This is a genomic window from Micrococcus sp. GPGPB33, from assembly GCF_037853785.1.
In the GTDB taxonomy this organism is placed as follows: domain Bacteria; phylum Actinomycetota; class Actinomycetes; order Actinomycetales; family Micrococcaceae; genus Micrococcus; species Micrococcus luteus.
On the sequence record NZ_JAQMWO010000002.1, the window covers coordinates 405,480 to 422,950 of the forward strand.

Below are 17,471 nucleotides of genomic sequence, written 5' to 3' on the forward strand. Positions count from 1 at the left end.
CGTCCGGCTCAGCGGGGCTCGAGGCGCACGGCGCCGTCGAGCCGGATGACCTCGCCGTTCAGGAACGGGTTGGACACGATCTGCTCGACGAGCAGCGCGTAGTCCTCGGGTCGGCCGAGCCGGGCCGGATGCGGGGTCTTGGTGGACAGCGCCTCGCGGGCGGCCTCGGGCAGGCCGGCCATCATGGGCGTCTCCATCAGACCGGGGGCGATCGTGACCACGCGGATCTGCGAGGAGGCGAGCTCGCGGGCCGCGGGCAGGGTCAGCGCAACCACGGCGCCCTTGGAGGCGGAGTACGCGATCTGGCCGATCTGCCCGTCGTAGGCCGCCACGGAGGCGGTGTTCACGATGACGCCGCGGTCCTCGCCGAGCGGCTCCTGCGCCTTCATCGCGGCGGCGGCCTGGGCCATCATCGACACGGTGCCGACCGCGTTGATCGCCAGGACCCGGCTCAGCACCTCGGCGGACAGCGGCCCGTCGCGACCCACGAGCTTGCCCGGCGTCGCCACCCCGGCGCAGTTGACCAGCACCCGCAGCGGCCCGGCCTCCAGCGCGGCGGCCACGGCCTCCCGGGCGGTGTCCTCGGCGGTGACGTCGCCCGTCACGAAGCGCGCACGGGGACCGAGGGCGGCCACAGCGTCCGCGCGGACGGTCTCGCCCTCGCGGTCCGGCAGGTCCACCACCACGACGGCGGCGCCCGCGTCCGCCAGACGGCGGGCGGTGGCATGGCCGAGGCCCGAGGCCCCGCCGGTGACGATCGCGCTCTGGTTCGACAGGTCCATGGGCGGACCCTCCCTTCCTCCTCGGGATACCCCCGAGTTCGATAGTTGCATGTCCTACGTTCTCATTTTAGATTAGCGGATGAGTAACCCAGATCACACGCACGGCCGGGCCCGCCCCGCCCGCCGTGGGCGGCGCCCACCGACGTCCGCCCTTCCGCCTGGACCCGCGAGGAGCCCCCATGTCCGAGAAGACCGCGCCCACCGAGACCGCCCCCGTGATCCCCCACTTCGTGCACGGCGAGCGGCGCGAAGGCGCCTCCGGCCGGCACGGCGACGTCTACCACCCGGCCACGGGCGGCGTGGCGGGGCGCGTGCCGCTGGCCTCCGCCGAGGAGATCGACGCCGCCCTGGCCTCCGCCGAGGAGGGCTTCGCCGCGTGGTCGAGGCTGAACCCGCAGCGCCGCGGCCGCATCCTGCTGCGCTGGGTCGACCTGATCAACGAGAACATGAACGAGCTGGCCACCGTGCTCGCCCAGGAGCACGGCAAGACCTTCCCGGACGCCCAGGGCGACATCCAGCGCGGCATCGAGGTCGTGGAGTTCGCCGCGGGCGCCCCGCACCTGCTCAAGGGTGAGTTCACCGCCGACGCGGGCACCGGCATCGACGTGCACTCCATCCGCCAGCCGCTCGGCGTGGCCGTGGGCATCACGCCCTTCAACTTCCCGGCGATGATCCCGCTGTGGAAGGCCGGCATCGCCCTGGCGGCGGGCAACGCCTTCGTCCTCAAGCCCTCCGAGCGCGACCCCTCCGTCCCGGTGCGCCTGGCCGAGCTGGCCCTCGAGGCCGGCATGCCCGCCGGCGCCCTCAACGTGGTGCACGGCGACAAGGCCGCCGTGGACGCGCTCATCGAGGACCCGCGCGTCAAGGCCGTCGGCTTCGTCGGCTCCACCCCGATCGCGCAGTCCATCTACGCCCACGCCGGCCGCATGGGCAAGCGCGCGCAGTGCTTCGGCGGGGCCAAGAACCACGCCGTGGTCATGCCGGACGCGGACCTCGAGATGACCGCCGACGCCCTGGTCGGCGCCGCCTTCGGCTCCGCCGGCGAGCGCTGCATGGCGATCTCCGTGGCCGTCCCGGTCGGCGAGGAGACCGCCGACCGCCTGATCGCACTGCTCCGCGAGCGCGTGAAGGACCTCAGGGTCGGCCCGTCGCTCGAGGCGTCCTCGGACTTCGGCCCCGTCGTCTCGAAGGACGCGAAGGAGCGCATCGAGGGCTACATCGCGGCCGGCGTCGAGGCGGGCGCCGACCTGGTCGAGGACGGCCGGGGCGTCGTCGTCGAGGGCCACGAGGACGGCTTCTACGTGGGCGCCACCCTGTTCGACCGCGTCACCCCGGAGATGAGCATCTACCGCGAGGAGATCTTCGGCCCGGTGCTCTCCGTGGTCCGCGCGAAGGACTACGAGGAGGCGCTCACGCTCGTGAACGAGCACGAGTTCGGCAACGGCGTGGCCATCTTCACCCGCGACGGCGACGCCGCCCGCGACTTCTCCACCCGCGTGGACACCGGCATGGTCGGCGTGAACGTGCCGATCCCCGTGCCGATCGCCTACTACACCTTCGGCGGCTGGAAGGCCTCCGGCTTCGGCGACCTGAACCAGCACGGCACGGACGGGCTGAAGTTCTACACCAAGACGAAGACCGTCACCACGCGCTGGCCCTCCGGCGTGCGCGAGGGCGCCAGCTTCGTGATGCCGGCCGGCTCCTGACCGCCCCGCAGCCCGTCCTGACCAGGAGGACCCCATGACCACCGTTCTGTTCCTCGGCCTCGGCCACATGGGCGGCCCCATGGCCGCCAACCTCGCCGCCGCGGGTCACCGCGTGCTCGGCTTCGACCTCGTCCCCGAGGCCCTCGAGAAGGCCCGCGCGGCCGGCGTCGAGACCGTCACGGACACGGCCGCGGCGGCCGCGGAGGCCGACGTCGTGCTGACCATGCTCCCCCACGGACGCCTGGTGCTGGACGTCTACCGGGGTGAGGACGGCGACGGCGGCCTGCTCGCCGCCGCCCGGCCCGGCACCGTGTTCCTGGACTGCTCGACCATCGACGTCGCCGAGGCCCGCGAGGCGGCCGCGGCGGCGGAGGCGGCGGGCATGCGGGCGGCCGACGCGCCGGTCTCGGGCGGCCAGGTGGGCGCCGAGGCCGGCACCCTCGCCTTCATGGTGGGCGCCTCGGACGAGGTGTACGCCGAGGTGCTGCCGCTGCTCGAGGTCATGGGCGCGCGGATCGTGCACTGCGGGGCCGCCGGCCTGGGCCAGGCCGCGAAGATCTGCAACAACATGGTGCTGGGGGTCACGCAGATCGCCGTCGCCGAGGCCTTCGTCCTGGGCGAGCGCCTGGGCCTGCAGCACCAGGCCCTGTATGACGTGATGAGCAAGGCCTCCGGGCAGTGCTGGTCCCTGACCACCAACTGCCCGGTGCCCGGCCCCGTCCCCGGCTCCCCCGCGAACCGGGACTTCCAGCCCGGCTTCGCCGGCGCCCTGATGGCCAAGGACCTCGGGCTCGCGCTCGCGGCCCTGGACGAGCAGGGCGTGGCGGCCGACCTGGGCCGCCTCGCGCAGGCCAAATACGCCGAGTACGCCGCCGGAGAAGGCGCCGCCCGCGACTTTTCCGGCATCATCGAGGACATCCGAGCATCACACACGGACAGGAGCGAGGCATGAGCGAGCAGACCACCCCGGACGGCGCCGAGTCGCCGATCATCGTCGAGCGGCAGGGCCGGGTCGGCCACATCCGCCTGAACCGGCCGAAGGCCCTGAACGCGCTGAACGAGGCGACGATGCGTGCCGTCGTCGCGGCGGTGCAGGAGCTGGACACCGACCCGGAGATCGGGGCGATCCTGCTCTCCGGCTCCCCCAAGGCGTTCGCCGCCGGCGCGGACATCAAGGAGATGGCCACCAAGGAGTTCTCCGAGATGTACGCGGCCGACTGGTTCGCCGGCTGGGACGGGCTCACCCGTGCCCGCACCCCCATCGTGGCGTGCGTGACCGGCTACGCCCTCGGCGGCGGCTGCGAGCTGGCCATGATGGCCGATGTGCTCGTGGCCGGCGAGGGCGCGAAGTTCGGCCAGCCCGAGATCAACCTCGGCGTCATCCCCGGCATGGGAGGCTCCCAGCGCCTGACCCGCGCCGTGGGCAAGGCGAAGGCCATGGACATGATCCTCACCGGCCGCATGATCGGGGCCGAGGAGGCCGAGCGCATCGGGCTCGTCTCCCGCGTGGTGGCCGACGAGAAGGCCCTCGAGGAGGCGCTGGAGGTGGCCGCGACCATCGCGTCCAAGTCCAAGCCGGCCTCCTGGATGGCCAAGGAGGCCGTCAACGCCGCGTTCGAGACCACGCTTGCCCAGGGCATCGCCTTCGAGCGCCGCGTGTTCCACTCCGCGTTCGCCACGGCGGACCAGAAGGAGGGCATGGACGCGTTCACGGCCAAGCGCGAGGCGGGGTGGCAGCACCGATGAGCGACGCGCAGACCACGGCGACGACGGCCCCCGCGGCTGGGCAGGACGGCGCGGCGGACGAGGTGCTCCTCGAGGTCCGCGACGGCCTCGGCCGCATCACGCTGAACCGTCCGCGCGCCCTGAACGCGCTGACGCAGGACATGGTCCGGGCGATCGACGCGGCCCTGACCGACTGGGCCGCGGACCCCGCCGTGCGCGGCGTGCTCATCCGCGGCGCCGGGGAGAAGGGACTGTGCGCCGGCGGTGACGTCGTCTCCCTGCGCTCCTCGCTCCTGGCCGGGCGGTTCGCGGAGGCCGAGCAGTTCTTCCGCGACGAGTACGCGATGAACGAGCGCATCGCCACCTACCCCAAGCCGTACGTGGCCTTCATGGACGGCATCGTCCTGGGCGGCGGCATGGGCGTGTCCGCGCACGGCTCGCATCGCGTGGCCACCGAGCGGACCCGCGCCGGCATGCCCGAGACGGCGATCGGGTTCACCCCCGACGTCGGCGGCTCCTTCCACCTCGCCCGCGCACCCTTCCAGGCGGGCCGGCACCTGGCCGCGACCTCGGCGCACGCCTCCGGTTCCGACGCGGTGGCCCTGGGTCTGGCGGACGTCTTCGTGGAGTCCGCCCGGCTGGACGAGCTCGAGCAGGCCCTCGCCGCGGCGTTCGGCGCCCTCGGCTCGGCCGCGGACGCGGGCGGGCGCGACGAGGCCGCCTTCGCCGCCGCCGACGAGGTGCTGGCCCGGTTCGCGGTGGCCGAGGACGCACGGCCCGCGTCCGCGCTGGTGGCCGGCCGGGAGTGGATCGAGGACGCCTACGGCCGGGAGTCGGCCGCCGAGGTCCTCGCCGCCCTGGACGAGCGCGCCGCCGCGGGCGGGGAGCATGCCGAGGCCGCGGGGCAGGCCGCCGAGGCCATCCGCACCAAGTCCCCGACCGCCGTCGCCGTGGCCCACGAGGCCCAGCGCCGGCTGGCCGCACGCGGGGCGGACCTGACCGTGGCCGACGCGCTGCGTCAGGAGTTCACGATCGGCACCCACCTGATGCGCGAGCCGGACATGGCCGAGGGCATCCGTGCGCTGCTCGTGGACAAGGACAAGGATCCGGCGTGGAGTCCGGCCCGGCTCGAGGACGTCTCGGCCGAGGACGTGGCTGGGCACTTCGAGCCCGTGACCGGGGTGGACCCGCTGCAGCTCGGCTGAGCCCGCCCCGACGGACGGCGCCCCGTGGTCACGTGTGGTGACCGCGGGGCGCCGTGCTGTGGGGGCGACCGTGCGGGCCCCCGGCGTCAGCCGATCAGGCCGCGACCCACGATCATGCGCATGATCTCGTTGGAGCCCTCGAGGATCCGGTGGACGCGCAGGTCCCGGACGAGCTTCTCCACGCCGTACTCGTGCAGGTAGCCGTAGCCGCCGTGCAGCTGCAGGGCGGTGTCGGCGGCCTCGTAGCCGGACTCGGTGGCCACGAGCTTGGCCATGGCGCACAGGCGCACGGTGTCCGGGTCGTTGCGGTCCAGGGCGTCCGCGGCGCGCATGAGCATCGTGTGGGCGGTCTCCAGCTTCACGGACATGTCCGCCAGCTCGAAGACGAGGGCCTGCTTGGTGGTGAGCGGCTCGCCGAACGCGCTGCGCTCCTTGAGGTAGCGGGTGGCCTTGTCCAGGGCGGCCAGGCCGCCGCCGATCGAGCAGGCGCCGATGTTCAGGCGGCCGCCGTTGAGGCCCTTCATGGCGATGCGGAAGCCGTCGCCCTCCTCGCCGAGGCGGTCGGCCACGGGCACGCGGACGTCCTCGAAGATCACCTGGCGCGTGGGCTGGGTGTGCCAGCCCATCTTCTTCTCGTTGGGGCCGAAGGACAGGCCGGGGGTGTCCTTGTGGACCACGACGGCGGAGATCCCCCGGGCGCCCGTGTCCGCGGTGCGGCACATCACCACGTAGCAGTCGGACGCGCCGGCGCCGGAGATGAACTGCTTGACGCCGTTGAGGACGTAGTGGTCGCCGTCGCGGACGGCGCGGGTCTTCAGCGCGGCCGCGTCCGAGCCGGCGCCGGGCTCGGTCAGGCAGTAGCTGGCCAGGTGCGCCATGCCCACGAGATCGGGGATCCAGCGGGCGCGCTGCTCGTCGCTGCCGAAGGAGTCGATCATCCAGGCCACCATGTTGTGGATGGAGATGTAGGCGGCGAAGGCCGGGTCCGCCTTCGCGAGCTCCTCGAAGATCAGGATCGCGTCCGTGCGCTCCAGGCCGGTGCCGCCGTGCTCCTCCCCCACGTAGATGCCGCCCAGGCCGAGCTCGCCGGCCTCGGCGAGGACGTCCACCGGGAAATGCTACTCGGCGTCCCAGTCGAGGGCGTGCGGGGCGACGCGCTGCTCGGCGAAGTCGCGGACGGCGTCGACCAGGGCCTTCTGGTCGTCGGTGATGGGGAACATGGGTTCGTCCTCCTGGGGCTCGGGCCGGCCGCGCGGGCGGTCCACGACGGGGTGGTGCGGGGGTGACACCGCGGGCGGCGACAGGGTGTGACTGTCATCACCATGATAATAGGACATCCAATGATTAGCCGTGTCGCCGCCGGGCCGTGGGCTAGCGTGCTCCCCGTGCAGACCACCACCAGCCCCACCGCGGACTCGCCCACCGGCCCCCGCTCCCACCCCTCCGGCCGCACGGAACAGCTGTTCGGCATCCGCCGCCACGCGCTGATGACCGAGCGGGACGGCGCCCTCAACCCGGCCGCGTTCGAGGTCGGCCCGTGGTGCCTCGACCTGGACGGCCGGCCCACCGGCGCGGCGGCCACCGTGATCATGGACAACGCCACCGCGGTGGCCGTGCACCACGCGGCACGGGACATCGAGACCGTGGTCACCACCGAGCTGCAGGTCAACGTGCTCGGCCCGCTGCCCGCCTTCGACGCGGAGGCCGTCAAGGCCGGGGACGACGGCCCGCTGCTGGAGTGCTGGACCCGCCCGCTGGCCTGGGATGCCGGCGGTGGCGTGGCCCGCGCGTGGCTCGAGGACGCGGACGGGCGTCGCGTCGTCGAGGCGACCGGCTGGTTCCAGTCGGTGCCCGCCGGAGCGCCGGAGCGGATGGCCGCGTTCGTCGCCGCCGGACGGCTGCCCCGCGGGGCCGAGACCCGCGTGCCCATGCCGGGGCTGCTGGCCGCCCGCCCCGAGTCGCTGCCGGCGGCCGATCCGGACGTGCGCCCCGCCGTCGCTGCCGCGGCGAGCGCGGGCGCCCGCTTCGCCCCGAAGCCAGAGCTGGCCAACCCGTCGGGCGCGGTCCACGGCGGGGCCATGACGCTGCGGGCGGTCATCGCCGCGCAGGCGGCCATGCCGGACCGCGTGCGCTACGACGTCCAGGCCGTGCACGTGGTGTTCGTGCGCCCGGGGCATGGCGAGATGGTCGCCCTCACACGGGTGCGACACGCCGGCCGGTCCCTGCGCCTCGTGGAGGTGGACCTCGTGCCGGTCGGCGCCGACGGCGTCCCCGTGGCCGACAAGCCGATGGTCCAGGTGCAGGTCACCTTCCGCGCCGCCCGGAGCTGACGCCCCGCACGCCCGAGCACCCGAGCGCTTTCGAACGTGAGAAAGGGCCTATCTCACGTTCGAAAGCGCTCATTCCCCCGACATCACGTTCGAAAGTCCCGGGAGGAGGAGGGGCCGTCGTCGTGCGGCCGGCTCAGCGGCCCACGGTGCCGAACCGGGAGGCCACGGGGGCCGTGAAGGCGGGCTTCAGGAAGAACCACGCGGCGGCGGTGACCGCCACGCTCACGAGGAACACCACGAGGCCCCACGCGTCGGTGGCCCCGCCGCGCGAGGTGTACATGTGGTTCAGGTTCGTCAGCAGGCCCGTGAAGGCCACGAGGAACACGTGCACCACGATGAACGCCACGAAGAAGACCATCACCGGGAAGTGCACCTTGCGGGCCACTTCCATGGGGAACGCCTTGTTCAGTCCCTTGGCCTCCGTGGGGAACCACGAGGACATGCGCCAGCCCGTGAGGGCGGCGAGCGGGGCGGCCACGAACACCACCAGCGCGTAGGAGAGCATCTGCAGCGCGTTGTAGTGCACCCAGCCGTTCTCCGTGGGCCAGTCCAGGGACAGGTACTGGATGCCGGCGGACAGGGCGTGCTGGAACACGTGCGGGTCCGTGGGCACGATCCGCGCCCAGTGGCCGGTGACGATCAGCAGCACCACGAAGATCACGCCGTTGAGCAGCCACAGCGCGTCGAGGGCCTGGTGCGTCCAGATGGTGAGCGAGAACTTCTTCGGGGTGTTGCCCCGCGCGGAGAACAGGCCGTCCTTCGTCGGCGTGAAGTTGGCCGGAGGCCGCGTCTCGTGACGGATCTGCAGGCCCGTCCGGATGATCAGCACCATCAGGAACATGTTCAGGAAGTGCTGCCAGCCCATCCACCAGGGCATCCCCTCGGGGGTGCCCTCGGGCAGGACCGGGTGCCCGTCGTAGGTCGCGATGAAGTCCGCCACCGGGTCGAGGCTCCGCAGCCAGCGTCCGGCCAGCACTGCGAGCAGCGCCAGCACGACGACGCCGGCCACCGCCGGCAGCGCCTTGCGCAGGCGGGACGGGGCGGCGGATTCGGCGGCGTCCGTCTCCGCGGCCCGAGCGGGCGTGCCGGTGGCGGCCCCGGGGACGGCCCGGGGCGGCTGCGCGGTGGAGGCCGGCGGGGCCGAACGGGTGTCCGGCGCGGTGGGAGCCGGCTCCGCAGCCGGCGCCGCGGCCACGGGGGCGGCGACGGCCGGTTCCGCATCGGCCGGCTCCGCGGCGGCGGGCTCGGCGGTGGCCGGCTCGGCGACGACCTCCTGCGCCACCATCTCCGGCGCGGTGGGGCCGCCCACGGCGGCGAGCTCGGTGAACCACTCCCCCTCCCGGGCGAACGGCACGTACCCGGCCATGCGTCGCCGCTTCGCGAGCGGCACGAGGTCGGACTCCACGGGAGCGCCCACCCCGGCCGCGGCCGGCGCACCGGTCGCGGAGGCGACGACGGCCGCCACGTCCGGCACGACGGGCTCGGTCTCCGCGGGTGCGGGGGCCCGCGTCGGGGACGCCGAGGCGGCGATCGGCTCGGGCGCGACGGACCGCGCCGGGGCGGCGGCCGGGATCGATCCCGCGGCCGGGGCGGGGGCGCCGCCGAGCCACTCGGCCTCGCGGGCGAACGGGACGTACCCGGCCATGCGGCGTCGCGCGGACAGGGGCGTGAGGCCCGACGTCGGCGCGGTCGGCGCCACCGGGACGGCGGCCGCGGCCGAGGCGGGGGCCGCCGTCGTGGTGTCCTGCGCCGGGGCGGGGGCGGGCTCGGTCTCGGCCGGGGCGCCCTTCAGGGGGACGTAGCCGGCCATTCGCTGCTTGGGCATGCTTCTCCTCGTCCGAGGGGCGCGGTCCGCAGCGGACCGCGCCCGCACCGGTTCAGCCGCGGCGGGTGCGCAGCTGCTCGATGACCTGCGGGACCACCTGGAAGATGTCCCCGACCACGCCGAAGTCGGCGTGCTCGAAGATCTCGGCGTCCTCGTTCTTGTCGATCGCCACGATGGTCTTGGCGGTCTTCATGCCGGCCAGGTGCTGGATGGCGCCGGAGATGCCGAGGGCGATGTACAGGTTCGGGGACACGATCACGCCGGTCTGGCCCACCTGGCGCTCGGCCGCGGTGTAGCCGGAGTCGACGGCGGCACGCGAGGCGCCCACGGCGGCGCCGAGCTCGTCGGCGAGCTGCTCGACGATCGCGAAGCCCTCCTCGGAGCCCACGCCGCGACCGCCGGCGACGACGGTCTTCGCGCCGCGCAGGGGCGGACGGGCGGAGTTCTGCGTGCGGGCGTTCACCTCGAGCACCCGGGCGCCGGCGGTCACCGGGCCGAGCTCGGCGGCGGCCAGCTCCACGACCTCGGGCGCCTCGACGGCCGGGGCCCGGTCCGCGACGGCGCCGGGGCGCACGGTGATGATCCGGGGGCCGCCCTCGCCGGTGGACTCGCTGAGGTAGTCGCCGCCGAACACGGAGTGGCGGGCGATGACCTCGTCGTCGGCCCAGCGCAGCCCCACGGCATCCGCGCAGACGGGGCCGCGGGCGCGGACGGACAGGCGGCCGGCCACCGCGCGGGACTCGGGGCTGCCGGAGAGCAGCACGGCCACGGGCGCGGTGCGGGCGGTCGCGGCGGCGAGGGCCTGCACGGCGGCGTCGCCCAGGGTGGTGGCGGCGTCGTCGGCCACGAGGACGTGGACGCGCGTGGCGCCGTACTCCCCCAGACGGGCGACGGCGGCGTCCCTGCCCTCCGCGCCGGTCACGAGGACGGCCTCGGGCACGCCCACGGTGGCGGCGGCGCCGAGGAGCTCGGCCACGATCGGGCGGAGCGCTCCGTCCGCGCCGATCTCGGCGTGCACCAGCACGGTCTGGCCGCTGTTCGCGGCGTCGGTCTGCGTCGTCATCTCGGTCTCCTCCACGTTCGCGCTCACACGAGCCCCCGACCCGCGAGGAACTCCACCAGCCGCTCGGCGGCGGTGCCGTCGTCGGTGACCTTCTCGCCCGCGGCACGCTCGGGACGCGTGTCCGCCGAGACCATCACGGAGCGGTAGGCGGCCTCGGCCGGGCCCGCGGCGATGCCGAGGTCGGCCAGGGACAGCACGGTGAGCGGCTTCTTCTTGGCCGCCATGATGTTCTTGAAGTTCGGGAACCGCGGCTCCGCGGTCTTCTCCGTCAGGCCCGCCACGGCGGGCAGGGCGACGGCGGCGCGCACGTCCGCGTCCGAGGTCGCCACGGTGCCGGTCAGCTCGCCGTCGGCCAGCTCGGGGGCCTCGGCGTGCGGCAGGTAGGGCCGCTCCAGGAGCTCGGCGACCATGGCGGGCACCACGCCGGTGCCTCCGTCCGTGGACAGCGTGCCGGCGAGCACGAGGTCGGCGCCCTCCTTCTCGACGGCCGCGGCGATCACGCGAGCCGTCTGCACGGCGTCCGAGCCGACGAGTGCGTCGTCGGTGATCTGCACGGCGGAGTCCGCGCCCATGGCCAGCATCTTGCGCAGGGTCTTCGAGGAGTCCTCGGGGCCCACCGTCAGGGCCACGACCTCGATGTCCGCGCCGGCGTCCCGCCAGCCCAGGGCGACCTCCATGACGCGCTCGCTGATCTCGTCCGGCACGGGCTCGGCCGCGCCGTCGCGCACCACCCAGCCGGTCTCCAGGCTCAGCTCACGCTCCTGCCACGTGTCCGGCACCTGCTTGGCCAGCACCAGGATCTTCACGGCCTCTCCTCCTTGGGTCGCGGTCTCGCCCCGGGGCCTCCGCCCCGAGCGCGGCGACTTACGCTACAGACTACGGGTCCGCGCACATCCGGGCCGCATGACCCCCGCGCGGGAGCGGCCGGGGCCGCCGTCGTCGGCCCGCGCGTCCGGACCATGATCGCCCGAACCGAGGAGGCACCGTGAGCCCCGCCGCCCCGTCCGCCGAGCCGCCGGTCGCCGAGGACCGGCCCCGGGTCCCGGCGGTGCCCGCCTCCTCCCTCGTGCTGGTCCGACCCGGGGCCGACGGCGAGACCTCGGTGTTCACGGTCCGCCGCGCCGGGACCATGGCCTTCAGCGCCCACGCCACGGCCTTCCCCGGCGGCCGCGTGGACCCCGCGGACGACCTGCCGGACCGGCTGTGGGAGGGCACGGATCTGGCCGACTGGGGCCGGCGCCTGGGGCTGCCGCACGAGCCCGCGGACGCCCACGGCACCCTCGCGGAACTCGACCCCGCCGACGGCGCCGGCCGCGTGCTGGCCGCCGCCGTCCGCGAGACGTTCGAGGAGACCGGAGTGCTCCTGGCCCGGGACGCCGCCACCGGCACCCCCGTGGACCCGGCCCGGGTGGCCGCGTTCCCCGACGAGCTGCGCGACGCCGTCGAGCGCCACGAGGTGGACTTCGGGGATCTGCTCGACCGCGAGGGGCTGCGCCCCGACGCCGGCGCGCTCGTGCCGTGGTCCCGGTGGATCACCCCGCACGGGGGCCCGCGCCGCTACGACACGTTCTTCTTCGCCGTCCACCTGCCGCAGGGTCAGTCCCCCGAGCGGATGTCCTCCGAGGCGGCCAGCCACGGCTGGGCGTCGCCCGCCGAGCTGCTGCGCCGCTTCCGGGCCGGCGAGGTCAACCTGATGGCCCCCACGTGGTGGCAGCTGCGCACCCTGGTCGACGCCGGCGAGGACCTCCACGCGGGCCGCTCCCGGTTCGAGCCCCTCGAGGGGGTCATGCTCGTGGCCGGGCAGGGGCCCGTGTTCCGCCACGCGGACGAGTATCTGCGTGACCTGACGGCGTTCCGTGCGGCCGCGCAGGTGGAGGAGTCCAAGGACAACATCCTCTGAGCGCTCCCGGCTCCGGTCCGTGCGGCGGGCGACGGGCCGGAGAGCACCGCGGACCTCGACCCGCGACCCCATGGCCTGCCGGGCCCCGTGCCCCTAGTCTGGTCTGCACCGGATCACCCGGCTCCGCGCGTCCGGCCCGCACCCCCGGCTCCGCGCGTCCCGCTCGCACCCTAGGAGCACTGCATGGCGCTCAGCGTCCTCGACCTGTTCTCGATCGGCATCGGCCCGTCCTCGTCCCACACCGTGGGACCCATGCGCGCCGCCCGCCGCTTCACGGACAGCATGGGCCAGCACGGCGTCCTCGAGCGCACGGCCCGCGTGCACGCCGAGCTGTTCGGCTCGCTGGCGGCCACCGGCGTGGGCCACGGCTCGGACACCGCGGTGCTGCTCGGCCTGGCCGGCCAGGACCCCGAGACCATCGACCCGGACGCCTGCACCGGGCTCGTGGAGGAGATCGTCACGGGCGGTCGGCTGCCCCTGGACGGGCGCCACGAGATCGCCTTCGACCGGCGGGGCGACCTGACGCTGCACATGCGCGAGTCCCTGCCCGGGCATCCGAACGGCATGCGCCTGACCGCCTACGACGACGCCGGCGGACAGCTCCACACCCGCGACTACTACTCGGTGGGCGGCGGCTTCGTGGTCACCTCGGACGAGCTCGAGGCCGAGCTGGACGCCACCAAGGACGTCAACCGCGCCGACGACGGCGACACCGGCGAACCGTACCCCTTCTCCACGGGCGCCGAGCTCGCCGCCCGCTGCCACGAGGCGGGCCTGAGCATCGCGGAGCTCATGCTCGCCAACGAGGCCACCCGGCACGACCTCGACGAGCTGCGCACCCGGCTGCTGGCCATCTGGGCCGTCATGGAGGAATGCGTCCACAACGGCGTGACCCGCACCGAGCCGATCCTGCCCGGCGGACTGCAGGTCCGCCGTCGGGCCCCCGCGCTGCGGGAGCACCTGCTGCAGACCACCGACCGCACCGACCCCATGTGGGCCATGGAGTGGGTCAACCTCTTCGCGCTCGCGGTGAACGAGGAGAACGCCTCGGGCGGGCGCATCGTCACCGCGCCCACGAACGGCGCCGCGGGCATCATCCCGGCCGTCATGCTCTACTACATGCGCTTCGTGCTCCCCGAGGGCGCCACGCAGCAGGAGCGGGACGACAAGGTGGTCGAGTTCCTGCTCACCGCGGCGGCGATCGGCATCCTGTACAAGCGCAACGCCTCCATCTCCGGCGCCGAGGTCGGCTGCCAGGGCGAGGTCGGCTCGGCCTGCTCCATGGCGGCGGGCGCGCTGTGCGCCGTGCTCGGTGGCACCGTGGACCAGGTGGAGAACGCGGCCGAGATCGGGATCGAGCACAACCTCGGGCTGACGTGCGACCCCGTGGGCGGCCTGGTCCAGGTGCCGTGCATCGAACGCAACGCGATCGCGTCGGTGAAGGCCATCAACGCGGCCCGGCTGGCGCTGCTCGGGGACGGCTCGCACCGGGTGACCCTGGACCAGGCCATCAAGACCATGCGCGACACCGGCGCGGACATGAAGTCCAAGTACAAGGAGACCTCGCGCGGCGGCCTGGCCGTGAACGTCATCGAGTGCTGATCGCCTGGGTCCGCGGCCCAGCGCCGCCCCGGTCGGGACGGACGGGGCACCCGTCCGCTAGCGTGGGGCCCGATCCGCACCCTGCCCCCGAGCGCGAGAGGACCGACGTGGCCATTCATCCTGTGGACGCGACCCTGGAGGCCGCGAAGATCGATCCCGACCAGCGTGCCGAGCGGCTCAAGGGGGTGAAGCTCGACGGCGCCGGCTGGAAGTACGCGCTCACGCGCGCGCTCAAGGAGTTCGGCAACGACGGCGGCACCGACCTGGCCGCGAAGCTCACCTACTACCTGGTGCTCTCGCTGGCCCCCTCGCTGCTGGCCGTGTTCTCCATCCTGTCCCTCGTGCTCGCCTCCAACCGCGGAGCCATCGACGATCTGCTGGGGCAGCTGACCGGTCTGGTCCCGAGCGACTACCAGGCGCTCGTCACGAACCTGGTGACCACCATGAGCGACTCGGCCGCCTCAGGCGGCGGGATCATCGCCCTCGTCATCGGCATCGCGACCGCCCTGTGGTCCGCCTCCGCGTACGTGAAGGCGTTCAATCGCTCGGCCAACACGGTGTACGGCTACGAGGAGGGCCGCGGCCTGGTGAAGCTGACGCTGACCAACCTGCTCACCACGCTCATCCTGATCGTGGGCATCGTGGTCGTGCTGCTCTCGCTGGCGCTGAACCGCTCGCTCGTGGACGGCTTCCTCCAGCCGATCGCCGGCCCGCTCGGCATGACCGGCGTGGTGAACTTCCTGTCGGACACGTTCCTGCCGGTGTGGGCGTGGGTGAAGTGGCCCGTCGTCGTCCTGATCCTGCTGGTGCTGATCGCGACCCTGTACTACACCACCCCGAACGTCCAGAAGCCGCGCTTCCACCTCTTCGGCCCCGGCAACATCGTGGCGCTGGTGGGCATGGTGCTGGCCGCGGTGGCCCTGTCCGTGTACTTCACGCAGTTCGCCGGCTACTCGGCGTACGGCGCGATCGGCACGATCATGGCGCTGCTGTTCGCCCTGTGGATCTTCAACATCGTGCTGCTGCTCGGCCTGGAGGTCGACGCCGAGGTGGAGCGTGCCCGCCAGCTCGAGGCCGGCCTGCCCGCCGAGGCTCGGGTGCAGCTGCCCCCGAAGGACGTGGCCGGGGTGGAGAAGCGCGCCGAGAAGCAGACGGCCGTGGAGGAGCGCGGCTACGAGCTGCGGGCGGTCCACGAGGGCCGCTGACCGCACCCGATGCGGCGCCCTCAGCGCCGGGCCGCCCGGTAGCCGTCCGCCTGGGCCGCGGCGGCGGAGGCGTAGCAGTTGCGCGCGTTGGTCTTGCCGTAGTGCTGCTGACCGGGCATGTGGTAGATGCCCGAGTTGTCGTTGGCCTTGACCGGGTGGGAGTCCGGGCACACGGAGTCGGCTCCGCGCACCGGCCCCGCGTCGCCGGCCGCGGGGGCCGCCTCCGGGGCGGGGGCCGGGGCCGCCTCCGGGATGGGCTCGGCCGCGGTGCCGCACTCCCCGGAGAACCTGCCGACGCCGTTCGCCCGGGCCTGCTCCCACGCCGCCTCGACCTCGGGCAGGAAACGGTCGTTGCCGTCGAAGACCGCCGGCTCGCCATAGCCCAGGCGGGCCATCTCGGCGTTGACCAGGACGCCGTCGGCGTACACGCCGGCGAGGAGGCGGTCATAGCGGTCGTAGAGCCGGCGGTCGTACCGCAGCACCACCGTGTCGCCGGGGCTGATCATCGACTTCAGCGCCGCCGTCGCCTCCAGTCCCATGCACTCGACCGGCTTCGAGGGGTGGTGGGTCTCGGGGGTGTCGATGTTGAGCAGGCGCACCCGCGTGGACACCTCGCCGAGGGTCACGCGGAGCGTGTCGCCGTCCGAGATCGACTCGACCGTGACCACGTCTCCCTCGACGTCGGCCGGGGCGGCGGGCGCCGCCGGCTCGGCACTGCGGGAGCCCTCAGCGGCACGCGACTCGGCGGCCCCGCTCGAGGACGACGCTGCGGCGCGCGAGCTCTGCGCGGCGGAGGAGGAAGCGGCCAGCGACGACGCAGCGGCACGGCTCGTCGCAGCCGCGTCGACGGAGGGGGTGGACGTGATCGGCATCGTGCTGACCGACGCGGAGGTGTCGGCATCGCTCGCCGGGGTGACGCCGTCGTCGGTGGCGGTGCAGCCGGTGAGCAGGAGCAGGGACAGTGCGGCCGCGGGGAGCGCCGCGCGCAGACGGGCAAGGGGCACGAGGATCCTGGAGGGGAAGGGACGGGGACATGACGAAGGCCCCGCCGTGAGGCGGGGCCTTCGGATCACCACATCATCGCAGGTGGGAGGCACAGGTGTTGCCGCACGTCACGACAACATCGGTCCCCGTTCCGTCAATGACGACGGGGGTCAGCGGCGGCCGTCGATGGGGTCGCCGCCGCCGTCGAGGGCGTCGAGGACGAGGTCGCGGGCCTCGCCCGTCGCGGACCGGCGGGAGAGCAGCAGCGCGGCCAGCCAGCACAGCAGGACGATCGCGGCGCCGCCCCACGCCAGGAGGGCGAGGCTGCCCGAGAGCAGCCCCGTGCCGTCCGCGCGGCCGACGCCGATCCACACCAGACCCCACGCGAGCGCGAACGCCGGAGCCGGGCGGCCGCCGTTGTACACGGCCGTGAACGCACCGATCAGCACGGCCACCACGAGCATCACCTTCGCCCAGAGGGACGACTGCCCCGGATCGCCGACGACGCCGGTCGAGGCCAGCCACGCGGCCAGGTTCGCCACGGCGGCGATCGAGACCCAGCCCAGATGCAGGCCCTGCACCCCGTCCAGGAGGATCCGCTCACCCCAGCTGTGCGCGCGGACGGATTCGAGGAGCACCAGGATCCACGCCAGGCACGCCAGCAGCAGCGCGATCACCACGACGCTCAGCCCCAGCAGCCCGGCCTGCACCGTCCAGATCCACGCGGCGTTGAGCAGCACCGAGACCAGGATCCACGGTCGCAGGCGGTCGTGACGGGCGGACTGGGCCGAGGCGAGGAACTGCCACACGGCGTACGCCAGCAGCCCCGCGTAGATCACGGACCAGATGCCGAACGCGGGGGTCGCCGGGGACACCCAGGTGGCGTCCGGGCCGAGCCAGCCGCCCGCGGCCTCGGCCACGGGGGTCAGGCCGCCGACGACGCCGGAGCCCAGGAACGCGGCCACGACCGCGAGGATCACGACCACGAGCATGGCCACCCGGCCGCCCGTCGAGGACAGCCCCGTCCCCGAGCTGGGGACGCGCGCCGCGGCGTCGGGGCCGAAGGGGCTGCGGGACGGGCCGAGGTCGGTGGCGGTGCTCATGGGTGCTCCCGTGGGGTGATCGTCGGGGGTGTGCCCCGGGC

At 73.9% G+C, this 17,471-nt stretch carries 14 protein-coding genes and 1 pseudogene; 8 read left to right on the forward strand and 7 right to left on the reverse strand.

Annotated features, from left to right (window positions below; genetic code table 11):
• Nucleotides 1–8 precede the first annotated feature (8 nt).
• Entirely contained in the window at nt 9–782 is a 774-nt protein-coding gene (locus tag POD19_RS01925; protein ID WP_070708774.1) for an SDR family NAD(P)-dependent oxidoreductase, read from the reverse strand.
• Nucleotides 783–961: 179 nt separating this feature from the next.
• Here POD19_RS01925 and POD19_RS01930 point away from each other — a divergent pair, with 179 nt between their 5' ends.
• Genes POD19_RS01930 through POD19_RS01945 form a run of 4 tightly spaced genes read left to right on the forward strand, consistent with a single transcriptional unit; the run spans nt 962 to nt 5,418 of the window.
• A complete protein-coding gene (locus tag POD19_RS01930) occupies nt 962–2,488 on the forward strand; it encodes a CoA-acylating methylmalonate-semialdehyde dehydrogenase (RefSeq protein ID WP_101967244.1) in 1,527 nt (508 codons plus the stop codon).
• Between the two features lie 34 nt (nt 2,489–2,522).
• Nucleotides 2,523–3,440 carry a 3-hydroxyisobutyrate dehydrogenase gene (gene mmsB, locus POD19_RS01935; RefSeq protein WP_041102792.1) on the forward strand — a complete coding sequence of 306 codons (918 nt, stop codon included), beginning with the start codon at nt 2,523–2,525 and terminating at the stop codon, nt 3,438–3,440.
• Nucleotides 3,437–4,234 (forward strand): enoyl-CoA hydratase, encoded by a 798-nt coding sequence (locus POD19_RS01940; protein ID WP_036316152.1) that lies wholly within the window; start codon nt 3,437–3,439, stop codon nt 4,232–4,234. The genes mmsB and POD19_RS01940 overlap by 4 nt, the downstream gene beginning before the upstream one ends.
• Nucleotides 4,231–5,418, forward strand: coding sequence for an enoyl-CoA hydratase/isomerase family protein (locus tag POD19_RS01945; RefSeq protein WP_144818580.1), 1,188 nt, complete (start codon nt 4,231–4,233; stop codon nt 5,416–5,418). The genes POD19_RS01940 and POD19_RS01945 overlap by 4 nt, the downstream gene beginning before the upstream one ends.
• A gap of 86 nt (nt 5,419–5,504) precedes the next feature.
• Here POD19_RS01945 and POD19_RS01950 read toward each other — a convergent pair.
• A pseudogene (locus POD19_RS01950) lies at nt 5,505–6,638 on the reverse strand (acyl-CoA dehydrogenase family protein).
• Between the two features lie 165 nt (nt 6,639–6,803).
• Here POD19_RS01950 and POD19_RS01955 point away from each other — a divergent pair.
• Nucleotides 6,804–7,748, forward strand: coding sequence for a PaaI family thioesterase (locus POD19_RS01955; protein WP_101965691.1), 945 nt, complete (start codon nt 6,804–6,806; stop codon nt 7,746–7,748).
• Between the two features lie 133 nt (nt 7,749–7,881).
• Here POD19_RS01955 and POD19_RS01960 read toward each other — a convergent pair whose 3' ends face one another.
• Genes POD19_RS01960 through POD19_RS01970 form a run of 3 tightly spaced genes read right to left on the reverse strand, consistent with a single transcriptional unit; the run spans nt 7,882 to nt 11,442 of the window.
• Entirely contained in the window at nt 7,882–9,573 is a 1,692-nt protein-coding gene (locus POD19_RS01960; protein ID WP_240756390.1) for a cytochrome b/b6 domain-containing protein, read from the reverse strand.
• A gap of 52 nt (nt 9,574–9,625) precedes the next feature.
• A complete protein-coding gene (locus tag POD19_RS01965; RefSeq protein ID WP_063189078.1) occupies nt 9,626–10,663 on the reverse strand; it encodes an electron transfer flavoprotein subunit alpha/FixB family protein in 1,038 nt (345 codons plus the stop codon).
• Entirely contained in the window at nt 10,660–11,442 is a 783-nt protein-coding gene (locus tag POD19_RS01970) for an electron transfer flavoprotein subunit beta/FixA family protein (RefSeq protein WP_063189076.1), read from the reverse strand. Before POD19_RS01970 ends, POD19_RS01965 begins: the two co-directional genes overlap by 4 nt.
• A 179-nt stretch (nt 11,443–11,621) precedes the next feature.
• Here POD19_RS01970 and POD19_RS01975 point away from each other — a divergent pair, with 179 nt between their 5' ends.
• From POD19_RS01975 to POD19_RS01985, 3 genes are all read left to right on the forward strand, one after another.
• On the forward strand, nt 11,622–12,536 hold the full coding sequence (locus POD19_RS01975) for an NUDIX hydrolase (RefSeq protein WP_101965623.1): 915 nt from the start codon (nt 11,622–11,624) through the stop codon (nt 12,534–12,536).
• A 183-nt stretch (nt 12,537–12,719) separates the two neighbouring features.
• Entirely contained in the window at nt 12,720–14,138 is a 1,419-nt protein-coding gene (locus POD19_RS01980; protein ID WP_070709614.1) for an L-serine ammonia-lyase, read from the forward strand.
• Between the two features lie 107 nt (nt 14,139–14,245).
• Complete coding sequence (locus POD19_RS01985; RefSeq protein ID WP_246830380.1) at nt 14,246–15,343, forward strand: YihY/virulence factor BrkB family protein; 1,098 nt, start codon at nt 14,246–14,248, stop codon at nt 15,341–15,343.
• Between the two features lie 20 nt (nt 15,344–15,363).
• On the opposite strand, the gene POD19_RS01990 is transcribed toward POD19_RS01985, so the two are convergent.
• Both POD19_RS01990 and POD19_RS01995 read right to left on the reverse strand, forming a co-directional pair.
• A complete protein-coding gene (locus POD19_RS01990; protein ID WP_144818582.1) occupies nt 15,364–16,347 on the reverse strand; it encodes a thermonuclease family protein in 984 nt (327 codons plus the stop codon).
• A gap of 150 nt (nt 16,348–16,497) precedes the next feature.
• The gene (locus tag POD19_RS01995; RefSeq protein WP_060974368.1) at nt 16,498–17,430 is read right to left on the reverse strand and encodes a TspO/MBR family protein; all 933 of its coding nucleotides are present in this window, start codon (nt 17,428–17,430) and stop codon (nt 16,498–16,500) included.
• Between the last annotated feature and the right edge of the window lie 41 nt (nt 17,431–17,471).